Below are 22,157 nucleotides of genomic sequence, written 5' to 3' on the forward strand. Positions count from 1 at the left end.
CCAGTTCCCTCGGAATTAAAAGCATAAATATAAAAGTGATCATATGGAAGTGACAGTCAGGATAGAAAGAGTATCCATACCCACGTACAAGACAGGCACACCGGAGAAACACCCTATGTTCCTCGAGAAGAGAGTATACCAGGGCAGCAGTGGTGTTGTGTACCCTCATCCCGTTATCGAGCAGATCGCTGATGAGAAAACCATGCAGGAATACACCGCCGTATTCCTGGAAAATGAATTCCTGCTGATAATGATCCTCCCTGAATTGGGCGGACGTATACAACGTGCATACGACAAGATCAGGCAGAGAGACTTTGTATACTACAACCAGGTTATCAAACCTGCACTCGTAGGACTGGCAGGCCCCTGGATCTCAGGCGGTATAGAGTTCAACTGGCCTCAGCACCATCGTCCCAGCACCTTTCAGCCGGTCGACTTCACCACAGAAGAAAATGCCGACGGCAGTAAAACAGTATGGGTGAATGAAGTGGAAGTGATGTTCCGCACCAAAGGCATGGCAGGCTTTACACTCTATCCCGATAAGGCCTACCTGGAAATAAAGGGCAAGTTGTTCAATCGTACACTTTTCCCTCAAACCTTCCTCTGGTGGGCTAATCCGGCAGTGAAAGTGAATGACCACTATCAGTCGGTCTTCCCTCCGGATGTATATGCCGTGTTTGACCACGGTAAACGCGACGTGTCTGACTTCCCTATTGCAACAGGCACTTACTACAAAGTAGACTATTCACCGGGAACTGATATTTCCCGTTATCATACTATTCCTGTTCCCACCTCCTACATGGCCATCCGCTCGGAGTACGACTTTATGGGTTGTTACGAGCACGATACGCAGGCCGGTATGTTACACGTAGCCGACCACCATGTATCTCCTGGTAAAAAACAATGGACCTGGGGCAATGGTGATTTCGGATATGCCTGGGACAGGAACCTGACAGATGAAGACGGTCCTTACATCGAGCTGATGACCGGTATGTTCACCGATAATCAGCCGGACTTCTCCTGGCTGCAGCCCAATGAAGGCAAGACCTTTGAACAATACTTCATGCCATACTCACAAGCCGGTGTAGTGAAGAATGCTACCAAAGAGGCGATGCTGAATATGGAATGGCAGGAGCAGCAGCTGAGCATTAAAGTATATGCCACTGCCCTGTACAAAAATGCAGTCATCCGTTTACTGAAGAACGGTGAGGAAGTGCAGCAGTTCCCTGCTTCCCTTTCTCCATACGCCCCATTCTCTGCTACATATGATTGTGGCCTGGATGTAGTACCCGAGGACTGGAAAGTGATCGTTGCCGATGAAGCAGGTCATACACTTGTGTCCTGGCAGCCTGCGCCACCAGTGGAACATGAAATACCGGCACCTGCATCAGCGGCTCGTCTGCCACAGGATATTGAACAGGTGGAAGAATTGTACCTGAATGGTCATCACCTGGAACAGTACCGTCATGCTACCTTCAATCCGATTGACTATTATGAAGAAGGTCTGAGAAGAAGTCCCGGAGATATCCGTTGTAATAATGCTATGGGCTTATTACTCCTCCGCCGCGGACAATTCGCCAAAGCGGAACCTTATTTCAGAACGGCTATCAAAACAATGACCAGCCGTAATCCCAATCCGTACGACGGAGAGGTATATTACAACCTCGGATGTGCGCTATTCCTGCAAGGCAAAAAGTCTGAAGCATACGATATCTTCTTCAAAGCTACCTGGAATGATGCCTGGCAGCATAGTGGCTTCCTGATGCTGGCACGCATCGCCGCATCCGGTCATAAATGGGATGACGCATTATCCCTCGTTAAGAAATCTCTTGTGCGCAATTACCACAATCATACTGCCCGCCACCTGCAAACGATCATCCTGAGAGAAAGAGGTCTGACGGAAGATTGTATTGCCTTCGCAAAAGCTTCACTGGAAATAGATCCGTTTAACTACGGATGCCTGTTCGAATGGTATCTCGCCAGCAAAGACAATAGCGTGTTAGAGAAACTGCGCATTTTAATGCGTGGCAGCCTAAATAACTACCTGGAGCTTTCACTCGACTATGCACATGCCGGTTGTTATACTACCGCTATTCAAGTATTACAATCATACCTTGATGCGCATGGTGCCACCTCTCCTCTGTTGTATTATTATATGGGATGGTTCGCTACCTGCAATAACGCACCTGAACAAGCCTTGACTTACTATAAAGACGCTGCCAGACAGGATGCCGGTTACTGCTTCCCGAATAAAGTAGAAGAAGTGATCATCTTACAAAGCGCACTGAACGCCAATCCATCCGATGCCAAAGCGGCCTATTACCTGGGCAATCTCTGGTACGATAAACGACAGTATACAGAAGCCATCGCATGCTGGGAAAAGTCGGCCAGCCTCGATACCACTTTCGCCATTGTACACAGGAACCTCTCTCTCGCTTATTACAACAAACTGCATAAAAAAGAACAGGCAGTAACCTTCATGGAGAAAGCATTCGGATTGGCGCCTGATGATGCCCGCATCCTGATGGAGCTGGACCAGCTGTATAAGATCACCGGCAGGTCTTCACAGGAAAGGCTGGCATTACTGGAGAACCATATGCAGCTGGTAGAGAAAAGAGATGACCTCTACCTGGAACGTATTACCTTATACAATAATCTTGGTGAGTTTGAACAGGCACGTCAGCTCCTGTCGCAAAGACAATTCCATCCATGGGAAGGCGGTGAAGGCAAGGTAGTCGGACAGTTCATCTGTTGCCACACTGCCCTTGCAAAAAAAGCTATTTTACAGGAAGAATTTGAAAAGGCTATCTCCCTGTTAGAGGCACTCTCGGCTTATCCTGAAAACCTGGGTGAAGGGAAACTGTACGGTGCACAGGAGAATGATATCAACTATCTGCTGGGCTGGGCTTACGCCGGACTCGGACAGGGAGACACTGCGAAGAAATATTTCCATGCTGCTACCATCGGCATTAGTGAACCCGTACAGGCTATCTATTACAACGATCCGCAGCCTGACAAGATCGTATACCAGGCATTGGCATGGCAGCAACTGGGACAACCGGAGAAAGCCCGCCAGATCTTTGAACGCTTCATCCAGTTTGGAAAGGCACATATCAACGATACGATCCGCATAGATTATTTCGCAGTATCGCTACCTGATATGCTGGTATTTGACCTGGATCTTAATCGTAGGAACCGCATCCATTGTCTTTACCTGATGGGGCTCGGTCATATGGGGCTTCAGCAGGAACAGGAAGGACAGCAATACCTGGACGAAGTATTGACGCTCGATGTCAATCACCAGGGTGCTACTTTTCATCCATTCACAAAAACGATTCAATGTTAAATGTTAATACCAGGGCGCTATCCGCTACCCGTACCCAGTACGGCGAGTTGCGGGGAGCGCCCCTCTATATGATCACCCTTGAAAATGCCACTGTTACAGTAGAACTGATTAATCTCGGCGCTACTATTACAGCCATCTATACACCGGATAAAACAGGTGCTCAGAAAAACATCGTAGCCGGATACGCAGACCCGATGGACTACCTCCACAATCCTGCTTATTTCGGCAGCACCGTAGGACGATACGCCAACCGCATTGCCGGTGGGCGCATTATTGTAGAAGGAAGAGAATACCACTTGCCCATCAACAATGACGGGAACCATCTCCATGGGGGGTTCGACGGCTTTCATACAAAGCCCTGGCAGGTGATAGAATGCCTCCAGACGGGGGATGAAGCCAGTGTAATAATGGAGTATGTAAGTGCTGACGGTGAGGAAGGCTATCCGGGCAACCTGATCACACAGGTGCAATACGTGCTTGACAATGAGAACCAGTTGCACATCCGTTATACGGCGTATACAGACAAGGCCACGCCTGTCAGCCTGACCAACCACTCTTATTTTAATCTTACAGGGTTCGAGAAGCTATTAGTTACCGATCACCTGTTAACGATCAATGCACAGACTTATACAGAGAAGAGCGACAGGAATGTGCCTACGGGAAATATCCTGCCCGTGACCGGCACACCGCTCGACTTTACCCAGGCAACAAGGATTGGCGAGCATATTCATGAACTGTCTGCTGATCGTGGCGTTGATCACAACTTCGTATTGCAACCTGATTCCATCCATCCAAACAGGATGGGCGAATATATCAACGGGCTACCTGATTTTATCCATCCAACCCGGATGGGCGAATATGCCAACGGGCTACCTGCTGACGGACGCGTTGATAATAACTTTGCGTTACCGTCTGACTACGCCGATAAAATGTCTGGCAAGATTCCCGCAGCAATACTGGAAGATCCTCACAGTGGAAGAGTATTACGCGTATTTACAGACCAGCCGGGCATACAGGTGTATAGCGCCAACTACTGGGATGGCAGTATTACCGGACAACAAGGCAAGCCTTATCTGAAACACGGTGCGGTAGCCCTGGAAACACAGGCCTTTCCGGATAGTCCAAATCATGCTCATTTTCCTGATACTATTCTTTTACCCGGTGATATTTATCGCCGGCATACCATTTTTGCCTTTGATGTGCAATAAATTATTAAACTTGCTAATTCCGTTATGAAACATTCATCTTTTAATGGCGCCTACATACTGGGTATCTCTTTCATCTCCGCATTGGGAGGTTACCTCTTTGGATTTGATTTTGCGGTGATTGCAGGGGCCTTGCCGTTCCTGCAAAAGCAGTTTGGACTCGATGCCTACTGGGAAGGATTTGCTACCGGCAGTCTTGCGCTGGGGGCTATCATCGGCTGTATCATCGCAGGCTCCATGGCGGACAAATACGGTCGTAAGCGCGGTCTTTTACTGGCCTCTGCTATCTTCGGCATTTCTTCTCTTGCCATGGCTGTTGCGCCAGACAGGAACCTCTTCATCGCATTCCGCTTTGTGGCAGGTATTGGCGTGGGCATGGCATCCATGCTGTCGCCCATGTACATTGCGGAAGTAGCGCCGGCGCATCTCCGCGGACGAATGGTAGCTATCAATCAGCTGACGATCGTTACCGGTATTCTTGTTACGAACCTTGTCAACTATACCCTTCGTAATCACGGAGAGGATGCCTGGCGCTGGATGTTTGGTCTTGGCGTCATCCCTTCCCTCCTGTTCTTCATCGGTGCTTTATGGCTCCCTGAGAGCCCACGCTGGCTGGTGAAAGCTGGACGCTCTGCTGATGCACGGGCGGTGCTTAACAAAATTGGTGGAGATAATTTTGCAGATGAATCACTGTCGGTAATTGAAGGCTCTCTTTCCGGGGCAGAGAAGATGAACTTTGCAGATATTTTCCGTAAAGCAGTACTACCTGCTGTGGTAATCGGTATTATACTCGCTGTATTCCAGCAATTCTGCGGTATCAATGTCGTGTTCAATTATACACCAAGGATATTTGAGAGTATTGGCGTATCACAGGATGGGCAGCTCTTGCAGACAGTATTTATAGGCGGTGTCAACCTTGTCTTTACTATTCTGGCTATGCTGCTGGTAGATAAACTGGGCCGGAAACCATTGATGCTGATTGGTGCTGGCGGATTGACTGTATTGTACATCATCGTAGTGCGGATGCTGGCATCGGGCTCTGAACAGGTGTCCTGGTATTTGCTGGCAGCTATTGGAACTTATGCTATGTCGCTGGCGCCTGTGACCTGGGTACTGATCGCGGAGATCTTCCCAAATAAAATACGAAGTGCGGCTACTTCTTTTGCGGTGCTTTGTCTTTGGGCGGCGTATTTTATCCTGGTGTTTACCTTCCCTATTTTGTTTGATCGTCTCAAGGATAGCACCTTTTACATTTACGCGGGGATTTGTTTAGTAGGATTTGTGTTCATCTGGAGGAATGTAAGGGAGACAAAAGGAAAGACACTGGAAGAGCTGGAAGGTGTGATGATGCATTAGCATTCACTTGCTGTGGTAATCAAGTGGCTGATTAATGTAATCGTCCGTCGTTTGTCTTAACGACGGACGATTTTGTTGTATTACTGATGTTTGCTCGGTTTTATATAGTATTGTGGTCTGTGCCGCTTGTAACACTCTTAGAGATTAGTGCAAAAGTCAGCAATGGAACTTTCATCGGCTGCACCGCTGTGCAGGGAACCCGGGCGAAGGCCCGCAATTACTATATGAAACCGGTGTTGCCTCCTGAGTTCCAATTAGTATATGGGTCATTCACTTGCAGGGAGATGCAACCTAACTTGTGTTCCTCAATATATCAGAAGAGTCAATCTAAGAAGCAGCTCATTATATTATACATGGCTGCAATAGCGGCTATCTCCAAACCAATGTAACCACTGCTCCAGGTTTAAGTGCATATTCATATACATTATCCTGTTCGCTCACAGAGAAATTCTGATCCTGCTTTGTAGTGTTAATCACCACCATTACCCGCGAACCATCTGTATTCAGGAATGCTACATTCTCTACTCCCTTATCCGTCAGTTTAGAAGAGTAAATTCTCTTTGCACCCGGATGTACAAACTTGCTGAAATGTGCCAGTGCGTAATACTCAACATTACGGGTAACTTCACCATTTTCGGAATTGACGGTCACTACTCCCCTGCAGGTCATACAACCACGGTTGCCTTCACCTGTACCCGGCTGATTTGTAGTGGGGCCGTTCTTCTCATCTAAAGCCATATTCCATAGCAACACGTTCTTTGACCAGTTGTTGACGGTCCCGATCAGTAACTGACTTACCATATACTGCAGGTTATCCGCAAATACAGGCGACCAGCTGCCACCGGAACATTCAGTAAAATAAAGCCCCTTCTCCGGATGTGCATCATGTACTTTGCTCATAGCGCCCACAGCACCTTCATAACAATGGAATGCAGCTCCGGCAGTGTACTTTGCTATCAGACTATCATCGAGAATAGAGATCGGATATTCAGGACTGTTCCAGTTATGGTCAAACAGCATGATTTTCGTCTGTCCGCTCAATCCTTCTTTTTCCAGTAATGGTCCCAGATGATCCTTGATGAATTTTCCCTGCTCAGGCGCTGTCATCTTCATAGTTGGATACATTGCCTCATATTGCGGTTCATTCTGTACAGTAAGCGCTGTAATCTTAATACCTTCCTCTCCGAATGCGCGAATGTACTTTACAAAATAACGGGCATATACATCATAAGCATCAGGACGTAAGGAACCGCCTTCCAGTTTGCCGCTTGTCTTCATCCATCCCGGCGCACTCCACGGACTGCCCATAATGTGAATGTCAGGATTGATCGCTATTACCTGCTTTAATACCGGTACGACTTCTTTTTCGTCATGTTCAATCGTGAAATGCTTCAGAGAGTCATCCCGCTGCCCTGCAGGCATATCATCATAGCTATATGGGCTTGTAGAGAAATCAGATGCACCGATAGACATACGGATGTAGTTGATGCCAATTCCCTTCTCTGTGCCGAATAGGTCCTCCAGCAATGCCTGCCGCTGTGAGGGCGACATATATTGATGCACCACATATGCAGAAGATCCTGTCATAGCAGCGCCAAAACCTTCTATTTCCTGGAACTGCTGACTGCTATCCATCCTGATGTTAATGACAGCCGTATCCTTTCCCCTCGCCACCCCGGATTGCTTTGCGAATAACTGTTGCTGGTCGGCCGTAGTGAGATAAACAGCTACTGAATCATTGTGTTGCTCTTTGCCTGTTTGTTGCCCGTTGTTGCAAGCCGTTAATAAGATGCCTGCGCAACAACTGTATATCCATAGTTTCATGTAAGAGGTTTTTCTGTCTGATGAATTGTTTCCGTTAGTATTTTAGGCGGTGCATGTTGCCCTGCTCCCTATTTGGCCTGTAAAAAGAAGGTCCCGTCCCATGAGAGACGAGACCTATCCTTTCGTTAACCCTATTTTATCTAGTTCTAGTAGCCGGTATTTTGTTCGAGGTTGGCGTTCTGGTCCATTTCACCCTGAGGAATAGGCCAGAGCAAACTCTGTTCTGTCAGGTGATAACCCAGGTTGACGCCTTTACCGTCGGTTACTGCCTGCATTACAGGGATGGCACGATCAGTACGTACGAGATCATACCAGCGCTGTCCTTCAAAAGCCAGTTCCAGGCGGCGTTCCTTCTCAATAGCCAGACGCATTGCTGCCTGGTCAGTGATATTAAGCGGATTCAGTTTTACACGCTGACGGATCTGTGTAACGATAGTATTTGCACCACTTACGTCTCCCTGTTCGTTCAGCGCTTCTGCTTTCAGCAGCAGTACATCCGCCAGACGATACATGATGATGTTCTGGCTGGCATCAGTTTTACGCATTTTGTAGAAGAACGGGAAACTATCCAATGATAAGCGGGCATCGCCCCATTTACCAGTCACGTTTGCAAACGTGATCGTTGATCTGTAACGTACACTATCATTTGCTTCCTTGTATGCACGCATCAGGTCATTGCTCGGATTGCAGAACTTCTTCCAGTCAGTACCGAGGAACATACTTGTACCCCAGTTACCACCGGTATCCCATCCATCAAAGTTTAATTCGAAGATGGCTTCTGCAGAGTTCTCATGGTTGCCGTCCCATAGCTGGTCGTATACCGGCAATAGGCTATAACCCAATGCAATTACCTGGTCGGCATAAGACTGCACTTCGGGCCAGTTGATCGGTTTCCGGGTAGCGGCTATTTTAGCCAGCAAGGTGTATACTGCGCCTTTTGTCACATAGCCTTTATTGACAGCGGAAACAGGTACTGCATCAACGGCTGACTTCAGATCACTGGTGATCTGGTCATACACAGAATCTGTACTTGCACGCGAAGGATATAAGAGCGGATAAATTTCCGCCAGATTATCTGCAGTGATCGTAGGCAACTCTTCTAGTACCAAAGGTACATCACCGAATAGCCTTACCAGGTCAAAATAAGCGCGTGCACGGATGAACTTTGCTTCTGCAACGATCTGCGCCTTACGGGCAGCAGTCAGCGCTGCATCGGTTACCTTAGGCACATTTACGATCACAGAGTTACAGGCAGTGATATGATTATACAGATAACCCCAGTCGCGGGCCACCCACGAGTTGGTGGACAGTATACGGAATTCGTCGATCTCAAAACCGGCCGCATTGTCAGCACCGGCATAAGCATTGTCTGACTGTGCATCGCCAATATTGAAATAATCCAGTACATAGCACTCGGCTGCATTACTGCGGAAGAAGGTATAACAACTGGCCAGCGCTGCTTCTGCTGTAGCAGCATCTTTTATATAGGACCCTGCTGTACCCTGCCCTTCATTCCCGACAATGGTATTGGATGGCGGCTGCAGGTTCAGGTCTTTTTTGCATGCACCCAGCGCCAGTGAAGCCAGTGCAGCAGATATGATGAGGAGACGGCTTGTTCTTTTCATAACTCAAACGTTTAGAATGACAGGTTTAAACCAAGGATAAATGTTCTCGCCACAGGATATGTGCCATAGTCGATTCCCAGCGTCACACCACTGGCGGCATTGGTAGAGAACGCATTCACCTCCGGATCGAAGCCCTTATAGTTAGTGATCGTGAAGAGGTTCTGAGCAGTCGCATACACCATCAGTCTGCTCAGGTGCAGTGTGTTCAATGCACTCTGTGGCAGGTTGTAAGATAATGTTGCGCTCTTCATACGCAGGAAGGAACCATTTTCCACGAAACGGGAAGAGGTACGGGAATTGGTCACATCTCCATTAGTAGCACGTGGGATATCTGTTACCTGGCCAACTGTGGTCCAGCGACGCAGTACTTCGGTTGACTGGTTCTTGCTGTCGTACATACCCTCTGTTTCCATACGGGAAGCATTGAACACATCATTACCCTGTGAACCCTGTAACAGGAAGGCCAATGACCAGTTCTTGTAGGTCAGGTTGTTGTTCATACCATAAGTAAAGTCAGGCTGCGCGTTACCGATCACGGTACGGTCAGTCGGCGTTACTTTACCATCGCCGTTTACGTCTTTGTAGAGGATGTTACCGGTCTTTGGATCTACTCCCTCAGAAATATATCCGTAGAAAGTACCCAGCGGCAATCCTTCTCTCAGGGTGATGATATTATCCCTGTTCTCTACACTCGCAAAGTAGTATACGTCAGACAGCTCCAGTGCTGTGATACGGTTACGGTTGAAAGCGATGTTGAAGTCGGTCGTCCAGCGGAAGTCTTTATTAACAACGTTCACAGAAGATACCAGGAACTCCAGACCTTTGTTCTCCATTTTTCCGGAGTTGCGGGTGATATGGTCATAATCGGCTGCAGCCGGAAGCTTCACGTCCAGCAGCAGATCATTTGTTTTCTTGATATAAGCATCTGCAGAGAAGGTCAGTCTTGAGTCAAAGAGACTCAGGTCTATACCTACGTTTGTCTGTGTAGTTGTTTCCCATTTCAGATCAGGATTGGGTGCACCATCCGGAGGCACGATCGCAGGACCAGACAATGGACTCGTTGGCGTCTGACGGGTAAAAGTGTTTAGCCCCAGGGATGCATATGGACTCAGTCCCTCCACATTACCGTTCTGTCCCCAGCCTGCTCTCAGTTTCAGGTCGCTGATCGCTTTCACATCACGCATGAAAGGCTCCGCAGAGATACGCCAACCGGCAGATACGGATGGGAAGTATCCCCATTTGTGTTTCTTATCCAGCTTGGATGAACCATCCGCACGGAAGTTGGCAGTCAGCAGATACCGGCTATCATAGTTATACATGATACGGCCCAGGTAAGACATCAGGAACCATTGTGATTCTTTGGTATCGCCTGTTATCTGGTTAGCCGCGTTCAGTGTTTTTACAGTAGGGTCAGCAGGGAAATCACGACCGGTCTGGTTAGTCTCGTCGTAATTGTTCTTCTGCGTGGTTACACCACCCAATGCGGAGAAGGAATGTTTCTTCCAGGTCTTGTCGTAGTTAATGGTGTTTTCCCACAGCCAGGTCAGTGTATTGTAACGCTGAGAGGTGGCATAACCATGATCATTACGGCCGGGAGTGGTCATAATATAATCCAGGTAGTAATCGTACTTGTGATTGGTATAATCTACGCCATAGTTACTTCTCACTTTCAGGTCTTTAGTGAGGTTGATATCCAAAGCTGCGTTACCCAGTACGCGGTTGTCTTTAGTGCCCTGAGTAGGCCCTTCGATAGCCGCCAGCGGGTTATCCCAGCCGGCTTTATACGGGTTCATGGTATAACGGCGGTGACCATCTGCATCTGTTTCATAGATGCCTATTACCGGAGGCGCGTTGAGCGCACCGAGGATAACGGCGTTACGGCCGGCATTCTCATTGTCCTTCACGTCTTTCAGGTCTACATTGGAATAGCTGATGTTGGTAGTCAGCTTCATCCACGGCTTCAGCTGGTTGTCCAGGTTGGCCCTGAAAACGCGGCGGTTGTATCTGGCCGGTTTCACCATACCATCATCTTTGGTATAGGCGCCGGAAATAAAGTATTGCGACTTTTCGCTACCACCGGAAGCGGATAACTGGTAGTTCTGATTATGACCTGTCTGAAACACCTCATCCAGCCAGTTAGTAGTAGTGGTAGGCGTTGTTACGGCAAATCCCATTTCACTCATCAGGTCATTATACTGGGTAGGGTTCAGTACATCGATCTTCTTACCGATCTTCGAGATGCCATAGTAGGTATTGAAGTTGATCACGGCATCACCGGAACGACCTCTTTTGGTAGTGATAAGCACCACACCATTGGAGGCCCTTGCACCATAGATAGCGGCGCTGGATGCATCTTTCAGTACGGTGATTGTGGCAATATCGTTGGTATTGAGATCCCTGGTATCGGTGGTTGGCACCCCATCTATTACGTACAGGGGCTCATTACCTGCCTGTACGGAGGTAGCCCCACGTACCCTTACTGAAAAGGCAGCGCCAGGCTTACCGGATGGCTGGGTCACCTGTACACCAGCCGCTTTCCCCTGCAGGGCGGCAGCTGTCTGGGTGATAGGGCGCTCGTTGATATCTTTGGTATCAACACTCACTACTGCGGTGGTCACATCTTTCTTTCGCTGGGTACCATAACCAATCACCACCACTTCGCTCAGGTCTGTTTTGGTATCCTCCAGGGTGACAGCGATCTGTGTACGACCGTTCACCGGTACTTCCTGTGTATTGTATCCTACATAGGAAAGCTCCAGGACTGCATCAGGTGCTGCCTGAATAATGAAGTTACCGTCCGGCAGGCTCGCCGTACCTTTTGCAGTTCCTTTAATTTTAATGGAAACGCCGGGAAGTGAGTTACCCTGCTTGTCCTGTATATGTCCGCTTACTCTGATGTCCTGCCTTGTAGTGACGTTTTCCTGCGCCATGGCAAAACACCACAATGCCAACAGCAGTGCTGTCAGGAATGTTCCCCTTTTTTTCATAATGTGTCGGTACTTTAGTTTGTGGATAAGGATAATCCTCGTATCAGTTCGTAGATTTTGTTTGATGTCAAAAGAATAAGTTGATAGCTGGAAATGAGTCACTCATATCAACACCGGATAGCTTCGTTTCACCTTCTCATAACATGAATTTCCATTTCATAACGACGACCAGGCTTTCGTTTTAAACATTGCCAGGTTTCATATTGTAAAGATAGGGGGAGTTTCACAAATGACAATGAAAAACATTTGCACAATTCGCTGGTTTTTAATCCATTATGAAGAATCTGATACGCTTTAATACCCTGGAAGTTAACAGTCTGTAAGTCTTGATTATGAAGGGTTATACTTAGTTATAACGGATATATTGCATAAGTGCGCTGATACGCTTCCATCCCTTTAAAAAAATTTCGCTTTCTTTCATTTTATGTCTCTTCTCTTTCATCTAAAACGAGCAAACTCCAGCCCTGACCGTTTGCCTGTTTCAGTTCTTTCTTCCTTTCCTCCATCATTTTAGTGATACGGGTAGCATATGACCAGCAGGTACTCTGCCTGATTTCGAGAATTTCTGACAGTTTATGGGAGGAGATCCTGCCCTTGGTCGAGTACACCAGGAAAGTCAGGTAAAAGGCTTTATTGATCGGGATACGGATGTTCTGGTAAATGGTATAGGCTGTAGCCGATTCCTCATAACTACATTTACTGCATCGGCGGCTAAAGGGCTGATGACCAGGATAATAATGCTCGTTACCGCATTTCCGGCAACGGAAAGCATCTGTCCATTTCAGATCTGCCAGGAAGCGAAGGCAGCTTTCTTTATCGGGATAGATCTTGCTGAATTCTTCAAAATCAAGGGAAGTTGACAAGGCCCTTGCCCGCGTCACTTTCTCTACATTCGTCTGCAGCTGGCGGTTGTCCTGTTCCAGCAGGGCATTCATCCGTGATATCTCAGCCGCCTGGGCTTCCAACAGGGAGTTCGTCTTTGTCAGCACCTCATTCTGGGCAGCAATGACGTCGGCCTGTTCAGACAACTGCTTCGTACGCGCCTGCACCTGTGCTTCCAGTTCCCGGTTCTGACTGTCTTTCAGACGGGCGTTCTCCGTCATCTGCCGGATCATCTGGCGGTGCGCCTTATCCCTTTTCTTCTTCAGCAGGCGAACCTTATCGCCGACGGCGAAGGATAAAAAGAACATTTCCAGGATGAAACAGAAACTCAGGCTGTAGTAGCTGACGATGCCGAAGTTCAGCCAGGTATATCCCAGCATAATGAAGAACTTCAGCATGAAGCCGACGAACAGAAAACTATACCCCAGCACAAAGAAACGGGCAGGCCGGTATCCTCTCAGCCAGATGTACATACCGGTATAGAAGGCTACCGCCAGTGGGATCAGCTCTATAAACTTGTAATTGAACCAGTAAGGATTGATTAGTAAGCAGGCAAGGAAATAGCCGCAACGGGCTACAATTACCCCCATAATCAGTTTATTCAGCAAAGGCGCCCTGACATGTACAGCCAGCAGGCTACGGGTAAATAACAGGGCAAAAATGCTCATACTGAGCAAAGGCCAGGCAAAAGCGTACTGGTTCCAGCCGGGTGCATTGGGCCATAACCACTGATAAGCTATACCGTCTGTACACATCTCATAAAGCACTACGCTGAGATTGTATAACACATAATACAGGTATTGCCGCTGCCGCATGGCAATGAACATGATCAGGTTGTAGAAACTAAAAATGAAGATCATGCCGTAGAAGATCCCGAAAGAGAGGTATTCACTCAGGGCATAGGACACAAAACGGTCGATGGAGCGCAGCACAATGATCACATCTGCTGTCTGGGCGGAACTAATCCTGAAATAATAGACGGCTTCATCGCTCCGGTCATTATCCAGCGACAATTCAAAGTTCTTATGATGGAACCAGCGCTGTGCAAAGGGATACTTGTCTCCTATCGGCTCCTTCCGGTACACACCTGCAGTATCGGGCAGGTAGGCATCTATTTCATCGATGGTCTGGTCAAAGAATTCGAGCAGGTAAAACCGGTGGGCCGCACGGTCATGTTTGACCTTGATCCGGAACCATACCGGTGCTCCGAGGTGCTGGTTTTGTGGCGTACTAACGGGGCTCGAACGGAAACGCGCAGCAATGCTGTCACTCCTGACCTGGTCGAAGGTCAGGGTACCCTTCAGGTCTTCCAGGTACTCTATTTCATTGTAGGTGAAAATATGTTCCCGTAAGGTGCTATCTATCTGTACCGCCTCCTGTGCATAGGCGGAGGTTCCCGTCAGGCCTGCTATGAAGAGTAGCAGGAACAGGACAGTAAGCCACTTTCCCCCGTTGAAGTACTTCATTTACAATTTCAATAGTCCGAATTTGTACAGTGAATTTACCGGTTTATTGTCCCAGAACAACTCAAAATCTTCCAGCCCGGCTGCTGTATAGCTATCCATCACTTCTTTCAGGGTATAGGTCTTCTGGTTGCGGATAGATAGCTTATCCAGCATATCTGCCAGCCAGATCCCTTCCTCCTTATTCACGCTGATATTTGCCTTTTCCTTCCGGTTCTGGAAAGTCAGGGATGTCACTTCCCAGGAACTGCCTTTCTTTGTTTTAGTAATGGTTTGTACACCCGGCGTTTTACCCAGCCATACGATCTTGGCTGTCGGCTTGGCGGCGGTATACTGATCCTCCAGCAATGCTTTTTCTATATAGTCGGGTGCGATCTTCGTTTTGGGCACTTTGAACTCAAACCATTTCTGCAAAGGATCATCCAGGCAGATACCATGCATATAGTTCAGCAGGGACTTCTTCAGTCCATAAGCGAAAAGTTCATGCTCCGCACCAGTTTCATCGATGTGCACGATGTCGTTATTGGCGAAAGTACCTACTGCATCGGTCTCTTTCCTCACGCTGAACATTTCAGGATTTAGTCCTACGGGACTATGGGCCGTCATCGTGAACTGATGCCAGAAGGCTGACTGCAGAATCCCCGTTTTGAACATCTGGCGTACCATTTCCAGGGAGTCGATGGTTTCCTGGGCCGTCTGGGTCGGAAAACCGTACATCAGGTAAGCATGGACCATAATGCCCGCTTCTGTAAAGTTACGGTTCACCTGTGCCACCTGGGCAACGGTGATGCCTTTTTGTATCAGGGCCAGCAATCTGTCGGACGCTACTTCCAGTCCGCCGGAAACGGCAATACACCCGGAAGCTTTCAGCAGTATGCACAGGTCGCGGGTGAAGCTCTTTTCAAAGCGCACGTTCGTCCACCAGCTGACGTTCAGCTTCCTTTTCAGGATCTCCAGCGCCAATGCCCGCATCAATGCAGGAGGTGCTGCTTCATCCACGAAGTGGAAACCGTTCTGACCAGTCTGGGCGATGATCTCTTCCATGCGGTCGCATAACAGCTGGGCAGCGATCGGCTCGTAGAGGCGGATATAATCCAGGGAGATATCACAGAAGGTACACTTACCCCAATAGCAGCCGTGGGCCATGGTCAGCTTATTCCAGCGTCCATCACTCCACATGCGGTGCATAGGATTTACCACCTCAATAGCGGAGATATAACTGTCCAGCAGGAAGTCGCTGTAGTCGGGCGTACCTACCTGGCTTTGCTTGTAATCTGTACAGGCCTTGTCATTCAGGTAAGTTACTTTATCATCCACGATGGTAAAGGTGCGTTTCAGTTCATTGAGTTCCTTACGACCTTCCACGTGGGCTACCAGGTTTTCCAGCGGGGCTTCTCCGTCATCCAGCGCAATGAAGTCATAGAATTCAAATACACGGGGATCGGAGACGGAACGCAGCTCTGTATTGGCAAAGCCGCCGCCCATGGCAATCTTCACTCCGGGATAATGGGCTTTGATCCATTGTCCGCAGCGGAGGGAGGCATATAAATTACCGGGAAAAGGCACAGAGATAGCCACCAGCTTAGGCTGAATGGCTGCCATATGCTTTTCCAGCAGCTCTATGAGTTTCTGGTCTATGAAAGTGTAGTCTGCCTGTAAAGCGGCATACAGTTCGTCGAAGCTATTGGCAGAACGACCGAGTTTTTCGGCGTAACGGCTGAAGCCGAAATGTTCGTCCACGCATTCCATGATGAGGTCAGACAGGTCTTCCAGGTACATGGTAGCCAGGTGTTTGGCTTTGTCCTGGGTACCCATGGAGCCAAAGGCCCAATCCAGGTCTTCCAGCTGGGCAAAACGGCTGGCTTCCGGCAGGAAATCCCGTTTACAGATGCGGTGGGCGACGGTAGGGTTCTTTCCCTGGAGGAAGAGGATGACATCGTCAATGGTTTCTATGTAATCGTCCTGCAGGGCGATGATGCGGGTGATGTTGTCTGAATGTTCTGCCGGCTGGCTATTGATCAGGTTAAACAATTCCTGCAGCCCTTGTTTGCGGAACAGGGCCAGGGTTACCTCTATGCCGAGGTCGGCCTGGAAGGAGGTAATTCCTTTGGTATTTAAAAAGCCTTTCAGGTAAGCTGTTGCCGGGTAAGGCGTGTTCAGCTGAGTGAAAGGCGGTGTAATCAGGAAAACAGAAGCACCCAAATCATTCAATTTGGGTGCAAATTATTAATAAATAACGGAAATCCCCGGCGTGGTGACGTTTCAACCGGGGGGTGAAACCATTCCGGTCCGGAATGCGTCTGTATTGGCACCCGGGGTTGGCCCCCAGCTACAAACATCAGATATAAGATAACCGGGTTTCTATTGGATAAAGTTTCGATTAGTCTTGCATGAGACCTGCATATGACTTGCATCATCTTCCGATCATCTTCCGATTTGATCGGAAGATGATGCAAGTCATATGCAACTTTGATGCTGCTTATATACCGCAAATATGAATCCTTATACAGCCTGATAGGTGGGCCAAAAATGGTCCACGACACCATGCCTTTGACATGCCTTTGATATGCCTTTAATATGCCTTTGGGGCGGACCTGTGACAATTCCGGACCGGATTATCCATAGTACCAATAGCGTGCGACTATAGTAGGACTATAGTGCGGTTCTATATCTCCAGGCTCTCTAGTCCTACATTATGCCTACCGTTCTATACCGATGGCTATAGAACAGTGCCTTTAATGCTATAGTAGAGAGCCTCTAGGTATAGCACTCCACTATAGTCGCAGTGAATAGGTACACAATAGGTACCGAATATATGCACTTCCCCAGGGCGACAACCTAATCCACGATTCCCCTTTTACAGGGTATTCTTAACTGACAAACGGGTAATCAGGCCGCTTTATATTCCTCCAGGTATTGTTTCAACTCATTGATCTGCCGGGTATGCCGACGGGCGATCAGCCAGATCATGGCAAGGGCAAAGGCAAGGGACAACAAAAACAGACCAAGCATCTGCGGGGTAAATAATCCTTCCAGGCCCTTTCCATAAAAGAAGCGACCAACAGTAAACAGTGCAATGTAGAACACGACACAGAAAATGATCTCTATCCGGCGGCTTTTTTCCAGTACATGCAGCAATTGCGTCATTCGGGTTTCCAGGAAGTCACTTAATGTCAGGTGTAACACCGTTCTGAACTTCAGCCAGTAAAACGCAATGAGGAGTACGTAAAAGAACATACATTTGGCGAAGCCGTAGGCAGATCCCGGGTAGGTAAATCCATCCGATATAACAGAAAATACCAGTATCATCAATAGCATGCTGACCAGCATCATGGTGATGATCTTCTCGTATTTCCGTTTCATCACAGATACGAGATCAGTTGTTTTATGGTTTAGCAGTTGTTCTATGACCGCTGGGTCTTTATGTTGCAGGCCGGTAAGCCTGTCATTTTCCTGCTGCCATTTATTTTTAAAATCATCCAGTTCCATAATAATCAGGTTTGTAACAGTTCTTAATTGTTTTTAAAATCATCCGGTTCCGATGTTCAGGGGAGAATAGCTTCTTCGATCGTTTCTCCAAATCACCCGGTTCCGATGTTCAGGGGGAATAGCTTCTTCGATCGTTTCTCCAAATCACCCGGTTCTGACGTTCAGCGAGGAATAGCTTCTTCGATCGTTTTAGAATCACCCGGTTCTGACGTTCAGGGGGAATAGCTTCTTCGATCGTTTCTCCAAATCACCCGGTTCTGACGTTCAGTGAGGAATAGCTTCTTCGATCGTTTTAGAATCACCCGGTTCTGATAATCAGGGGTGTAATAGCTTTTTCGATCGTTTTTCCAAATCACCGATTCTGATAATCAGGGCTGCAGTATCTCTTTCAATCTCTTCTTTATCCTGTTGATCTTCACGCCTACATTGGAGACACTCAATCCCAGTATTTCTGCGATTTCGCTGTAAGGTTTATCATCCAGGTAAAGTAGCAACAGCGATTTATCAAACTTATTCAACGTGCTGATGGCCTGTTGCAATTCCGGAGCATATTGCAGATCCATTCGTTGTGGTGGTGGTTCTGCATAATTGTCCTGGTCAAAACCCAGCGGACGGAAAACAGGCCTTGTCCTGCTTCTTCTGAAGCCGGTGATTGCGGTATTCAGCGAGATGCGGTACAACCATGTACTGACTTTAGACTGCCGGTTAAAGCGCGGCCAGGCCTTCCATAGTTGCAGCACGATCTCCTGGAACAGGTCTTCCGCATCGGCTTGTTCTGTGCAATACATGCGACAGACCTTGCCGATAATGCCCTGATGTTCGTTGATTGTTTGTAGAAACTCTTTTTCCAAGGTGTGCGCTTTATATGATTAGTCGCTACAAGGCCTGAGAAATTACACGCATTCTAATAATCGGTAAAATTTCCCGGATCAGCGAATACTTCCCGGGTATTTCCGCCGGAAATACCTGTTGTTGTAGATGGCCATACAATGAATACCCACGCCGGCCAACATTTGCCATTTAGCAAATAACATTTGAATATCTTTGTGAGTGAAAATATACCTATGAAACAGTTTTTCCTATCTATACTGCTGCTGGCAGCTATCCCGGCGGCGGCGCAATTGAGCGGTAATATTGAGTATAACCTCTGGAGAGTGCAACAAGGCGATACCATCACCATCTTTTCCGATAAGGCATATATCAGGCAATCCCCTTCTTCACAGGCCCCTATTGTAGATTCATTCACCACCGGCAATACCGTTATAGCGGCTAAACTGACTGAAACTGAACTTACACTGAAGGGGATGACAGCTCCGTGGTGGCAGGTACGTTATAAAGCAGGCGGTAAACAAAAAGAAGGTTATCTCTGGCTGGGACTGGCCGCCCTCGGACAATACAAAAAGGACAGTGTACAGCTGTTATATGGTATCGAAAAAGTAATCCCGGGCGCTGCCAAAGGAGATGATCCTAAATATGTTGTGGTGCTGAAGGCGATGAGTACGACTCACCACCTGCTCGATAAGAAAGAGCTGATCGTTACCGGCGGACAATTTGCCATTTCAGCTGAAGGAAAACTGCTGGGCAGCATGGGACTCGATAAGTTAACTGCCATCCTGCGTTTATGTTTCAGCGGTGAAGCCTGTGGAATACCTACTGATTACTATTATTATGGCTGGACCGGCAATAAATTCCTGCCACTGCCTCAGAAGTCGAGCATGTTTGATGCGGGCGCTATCAGCCATGATGAAGTGTTACTGTTTCCTAAAGAGCCCGGCGGACAGGCAGGAAAGATCATTAAAGTGATTAAGGATGAGGAGTTTGGCGAAGATGGCGAGAAGGTGGTGAAGACAACGACGAACCGTGAGGTGTTTGTGTGGGATGGGGCTAAAGCAACAAAGAAATAATGAATTTGTAACCGGGGAAACACCGTGCCATTCAGGGAGGTATCATCGTTCCCGGTTATCACCATACCCAGGGGATTATCACCCCGGTTGTTACCATACACGGGATTATCATCATATCCCGTGGTGGCACCATACCCGGGGTTGCCCCCGGGCTACAAACAACTGGACTCCCGGCAGAGTCCTGTTATGTTTTGTTGATGACGTTTGTAACCTCGTACTTTGCCCATTAAGACTTTTTAGCGGAGTCCTATTGCATTTTATTGATACGTTGTTACAATGAAGGTAATTCGTAAATTCAGGTAAAAAAATGCGACTCTTTTCCTGCATAACCTTGTTTCTTGTTCTCCCACTTTTATTTGGGACTGCCAACGCCCAGACTACTACCGATTCAGTAAAGGCTGCAGTTAACAGCCTCTTTACTGCCATGCGAAATGCGGACAGTTCAGCATTGATAAAATGCTTTGCGCCCGGTGCCGTGCTACAAACTGTTGTTAAAGACAAGCAGGGCGTTGTGAGTGTACGTTCTGAAGCTATCAGCGGCTTTGCTTCCAGCATTGGACAGCTGCCAAAGGAGGCGGCTGATGAACGTATCACCTTTGATGTTGTAAAAGTAGACGGAGATCTTGCTATTGCCTGGACGCCGTATAATTTCTATTTCCAGCAGCAGCTTTTGCATTGTGGGGTTAATTCATTTCAACTGGTGAGACTGGCTGAGGGATGGAAGATTCAGTATATCATTGACACCCGCCGGAAGAACGGATGTCAATGATAAGTATTTCGCTAAACGCAATCTATACTTTGGAGGGACATACCTACCAGTCATTTACAGTATGAAGCCCCGGGACTACAGGGACAAGATTAGTTATTGTCAATCCTTCCAATCTGGTACCAGGGTATATTGAAAGCACCGTGATGATAATAGATAGCGACCCTGTCGTTTATTTCAACTGCTTCATACAAATTGAGCCCCACCGATTCCCGTTTACTCTCCGGTTGGTGAGCCCATGAGTCTAAGGTCAGATAATAGCTGGTTGATTTTCCTTTGCGGATGTATTTATTCGTTACCATGACTTCATAATATTCATGGTCTGCTTTGTCCAGTACTGCATTGGTGGTGACCACGAAGCCATAACCATTACCGATGAATATCAGCGCCATCATGAATGCGGTTAAAATATATGCCCTTCTGCTTTTGTTAAGATAATGGCTGCAGAGCCATAACATGGCCGTCAATGCCACTGCTATCCCGATAGCCAGCGGCCATACCTTGCTGTGCTGCACGATATGTATGCTGCCACTTTTCATCATCTGTATTCCCGCTACAAACATTGGGATCATAAAGATAGACGGCAATGGACTTCCCTTACCGGCGGCCACCTGCACCAGTCCCTTATGCCTGAGTAACAGCAATAACGACAATGGCACACAGCAGAATAATGCCAGGTAATACCAGTCTAAATACAGGAAGCAAAGTACACACAACACAGCGGTAATGCCGATAAGTGTATATGTTTCTATTTTCGCTTGTTTTAGCAACTTGTTACCATCCTCTCCTCCTGCTTGCCGTATAGCCTCATCATATACCTCCTGTGCTTCCTCTACATCCAGATCCGGATAATGAACGGCCAGCTTTGACTGCAAGAGTCCTATGTCCTTGAAATAAGTAGAAGCCAGTATCCGTTTACCTTTTCCCTCATGAGGGATAATGCGCACATAGTTCTTATCAACCCTATATCCTTTACGTCGTTCCGCAGAATCTCCCTGTTCACCAGTTTTGACTCCTTCCGGATACTGTAATCATCAAAGATCACTTTTTCATCTACCTGCAGAAAACCACATGCGATAAAAAACATCGCGATAAGCGACATTGGTAACATAAAAGCGATAGCTCTTTTGAGGGACGGTTCAATGAAACAATTGACAGCCAGCCAGGTAAACAGCGCGAAAAAAAGTCCCAGTATAATATATATGACTATTTTCCAACCGCGGGATAACTCAAAAACTTCCATAGTGAGGATCTAAGGTTTATTAATCATTGGAATATTCTTTCCCTGGTATATTCTTTCACAGACATCA

General features: G+C 47.6%; 14 protein-coding genes. 5 read left to right on the forward strand and 9 right to left on the reverse strand.

Features of this window, described 5'->3' with window-relative positions:
- Positions 1-43: 43 nt before the first annotated feature.
- Genes BLR32_RS29945 through BLR32_RS29960 form a run of 3 tightly spaced genes read left to right on the forward strand, consistent with a single transcriptional unit; the run spans position 44 to position 5,907 of the window.
- On the forward strand, positions 44-3,346 hold the full coding sequence (locus tag BLR32_RS29945) for a tetratricopeptide repeat protein (RefSeq protein ID WP_089837663.1): 3,303 nt from the start codon (positions 44-46) through the stop codon (positions 3,344-3,346).
- On the forward strand, positions 3,340-4,554 hold the full coding sequence (locus BLR32_RS34470; RefSeq protein WP_245705556.1) for an aldose epimerase family protein: 1,215 nt from the start codon (positions 3,340-3,342) through the stop codon (positions 4,552-4,554). The genes BLR32_RS29945 and BLR32_RS34470 overlap by 7 nt, the downstream gene beginning before the upstream one ends.
- Positions 4,555-4,578: 24 nt before the next feature.
- A complete protein-coding gene (locus BLR32_RS29960; protein WP_089837665.1) occupies positions 4,579-5,907 on the forward strand; it encodes a sugar porter family MFS transporter in 1,329 nt (442 codons plus the stop codon).
- 369 nt (positions 5,908-6,276) lie between these two features.
- Here BLR32_RS29960 and BLR32_RS29970 read toward each other — a convergent pair whose 3' ends face one another.
- The 7 genes from BLR32_RS29970 to BLR32_RS30000 form a co-directional block, all read right to left on the reverse strand.
- Complete coding sequence (locus BLR32_RS29970) at positions 6,277-7,731, reverse strand: glycoside hydrolase family 30 protein (RefSeq protein WP_089837669.1); 1,455 nt, start codon at positions 7,729-7,731, stop codon at positions 6,277-6,279.
- Between the two features lie 146 nt (positions 7,732-7,877).
- The gene (locus BLR32_RS29975) at positions 7,878-9,356 is read right to left on the reverse strand and encodes a RagB/SusD family nutrient uptake outer membrane protein (RefSeq protein WP_089837671.1); all 1,479 of its coding nucleotides are present in this window, start codon (positions 9,354-9,356) and stop codon (positions 7,878-7,880) included.
- A gap of 11 nt (positions 9,357-9,367) precedes the next feature.
- Positions 9,368-12,343 (reverse strand): SusC/RagA family TonB-linked outer membrane protein, encoded by a 2,976-nt coding sequence (locus BLR32_RS29980; RefSeq protein WP_089837673.1) that lies wholly within the window; start codon positions 12,341-12,343, stop codon positions 9,368-9,370.
- Between the two features lie 422 nt (positions 12,344-12,765).
- The gene (locus BLR32_RS29985) at positions 12,766-14,691 is read right to left on the reverse strand and encodes a 7TM diverse intracellular signaling domain-containing protein (RefSeq protein WP_089837675.1); all 1,926 of its coding nucleotides are present in this window, start codon (positions 14,689-14,691) and stop codon (positions 12,766-12,768) included.
- Positions 14,692-16,890, reverse strand: a complete 2,199-nt coding sequence (locus tag BLR32_RS29990; protein ID WP_089837923.1) for a B12-binding domain-containing radical SAM protein — start codon at positions 16,888-16,890, stop codon at positions 14,692-14,694.
- Positions 16,891-17,577: 687 nt separating this feature from the next.
- Positions 17,578-18,177: a hypothetical protein gene (locus BLR32_RS29995; RefSeq protein WP_089837677.1), complete on the reverse strand. Its 600-nt coding sequence runs from the start codon at positions 18,175-18,177 to the stop codon at positions 17,578-17,580.
- 368 nt (positions 18,178-18,545) lie between these two features.
- The gene (locus tag BLR32_RS30000) at positions 18,546-19,028 is read right to left on the reverse strand and encodes an RNA polymerase sigma factor (protein ID WP_143011645.1); all 483 of its coding nucleotides are present in this window, start codon (positions 19,026-19,028) and stop codon (positions 18,546-18,548) included.
- 213 nt (positions 19,029-19,241) lie between these two features.
- Here BLR32_RS30000 and BLR32_RS30005 point away from each other — a divergent pair, with 213 nt between their 5' ends.
- Together BLR32_RS30005 and BLR32_RS30010 are read left to right on the forward strand one after the other, a co-directional pair.
- Positions 19,242-20,081 carry a hypothetical protein gene (locus BLR32_RS30005; protein ID WP_089837681.1) on the forward strand — a complete coding sequence of 280 codons (840 nt, stop codon included), beginning with the start codon at positions 19,242-19,244 and terminating at the stop codon, positions 20,079-20,081.
- Between the two features lie 424 nt (positions 20,082-20,505).
- A complete protein-coding gene (locus BLR32_RS30010; RefSeq protein ID WP_245705557.1) occupies positions 20,506-20,850 on the forward strand; it encodes a hypothetical protein in 345 nt (114 codons plus the stop codon).
- An 89-nt stretch (positions 20,851-20,939) separates the two neighbouring features.
- On the opposite strand, the gene BLR32_RS30015 is transcribed toward BLR32_RS30010, so the two are convergent.
- Both BLR32_RS30015 and BLR32_RS34170 read right to left on the reverse strand, forming a co-directional pair.
- Entirely contained in the window at positions 20,940-21,794 is an 855-nt protein-coding gene (locus BLR32_RS30015; protein ID WP_143011646.1) for a hypothetical protein, read from the reverse strand.
- Entirely contained in the window at positions 21,728-22,090 is a 363-nt protein-coding gene (locus BLR32_RS34170) for a hypothetical protein (protein WP_089837686.1), read from the reverse strand. Before BLR32_RS34170 ends, BLR32_RS30015 begins: the two co-directional genes overlap by 67 nt.
- Positions 22,091-22,157 lie beyond the last annotated feature (67 nt).

Source organism: Chitinophaga filiformis (genome assembly GCF_900102545.1).
GTDB lineage: Bacteria > Bacteroidota > Bacteroidia > Chitinophagales > Chitinophagaceae > Chitinophaga > Chitinophaga filiformis.

Excerpts from the sequence above, each read along its gene's own strand:
- BLR32_RS34170 (WP_089837686.1), bottom strand. The coding sequence starts at position 22,090 with ATGGAAGTTTTTGAGTTATCCCGCGGTTGGAAAATAGTCATATATATT.
- BLR32_RS29970 (WP_089837669.1), bottom strand. The coding sequence starts at position 7,731 with ATGAAACTATGGATATACAGTTGTTGCGCAGGCATCTTATTAACGGCT.
- BLR32_RS29960 (WP_089837665.1), top strand. The coding sequence starts at position 4,579 with ATGAAACATTCATCTTTTAATGGCGCCTACATACTGGGTATCTCTTTC.
- BLR32_RS30005 (WP_089837681.1), top strand. The coding sequence starts at position 19,242 with ATGAAACAGTTTTTCCTATCTATACTGCTGCTGGCAGCTATCCCGGCG.
- BLR32_RS34470 (WP_245705556.1), top strand. The coding sequence starts at position 3,340 with ATGTTAAATGTTAATACCAGGGCGCTATCCGCTACCCGTACCCAGTAC.
- BLR32_RS29945 (WP_089837663.1), top strand. The coding sequence starts at position 44 with ATGGAAGTGACAGTCAGGATAGAAAGAGTATCCATACCCACGTACAAG.
- BLR32_RS29975 (WP_089837671.1), bottom strand. The coding sequence starts at position 9,356 with ATGAAAAGAACAAGCCGTCTCCTCATCATATCTGCTGCACTGGCTTCA.
- BLR32_RS30010 (WP_245705557.1), top strand. The coding sequence starts at position 20,506 with ATGCGAAATGCGGACAGTTCAGCATTGATAAAATGCTTTGCGCCCGGT.
- BLR32_RS29985 (WP_089837675.1), bottom strand. The coding sequence starts at position 14,691 with ATGAAGTACTTCAACGGGGGAAAGTGGCTTACTGTCCTGTTCCTGCTA.
- BLR32_RS29995 (WP_089837677.1), bottom strand. The coding sequence starts at position 18,177 with ATGGAACTGGATGATTTTAAAAATAAATGGCAGCAGGAAAATGACAGG.
- BLR32_RS29980 (WP_089837673.1), bottom strand. The coding sequence starts at position 12,343 with ATGAAAAAAAGGGGAACATTCCTGACAGCACTGCTGTTGGCATTGTGG.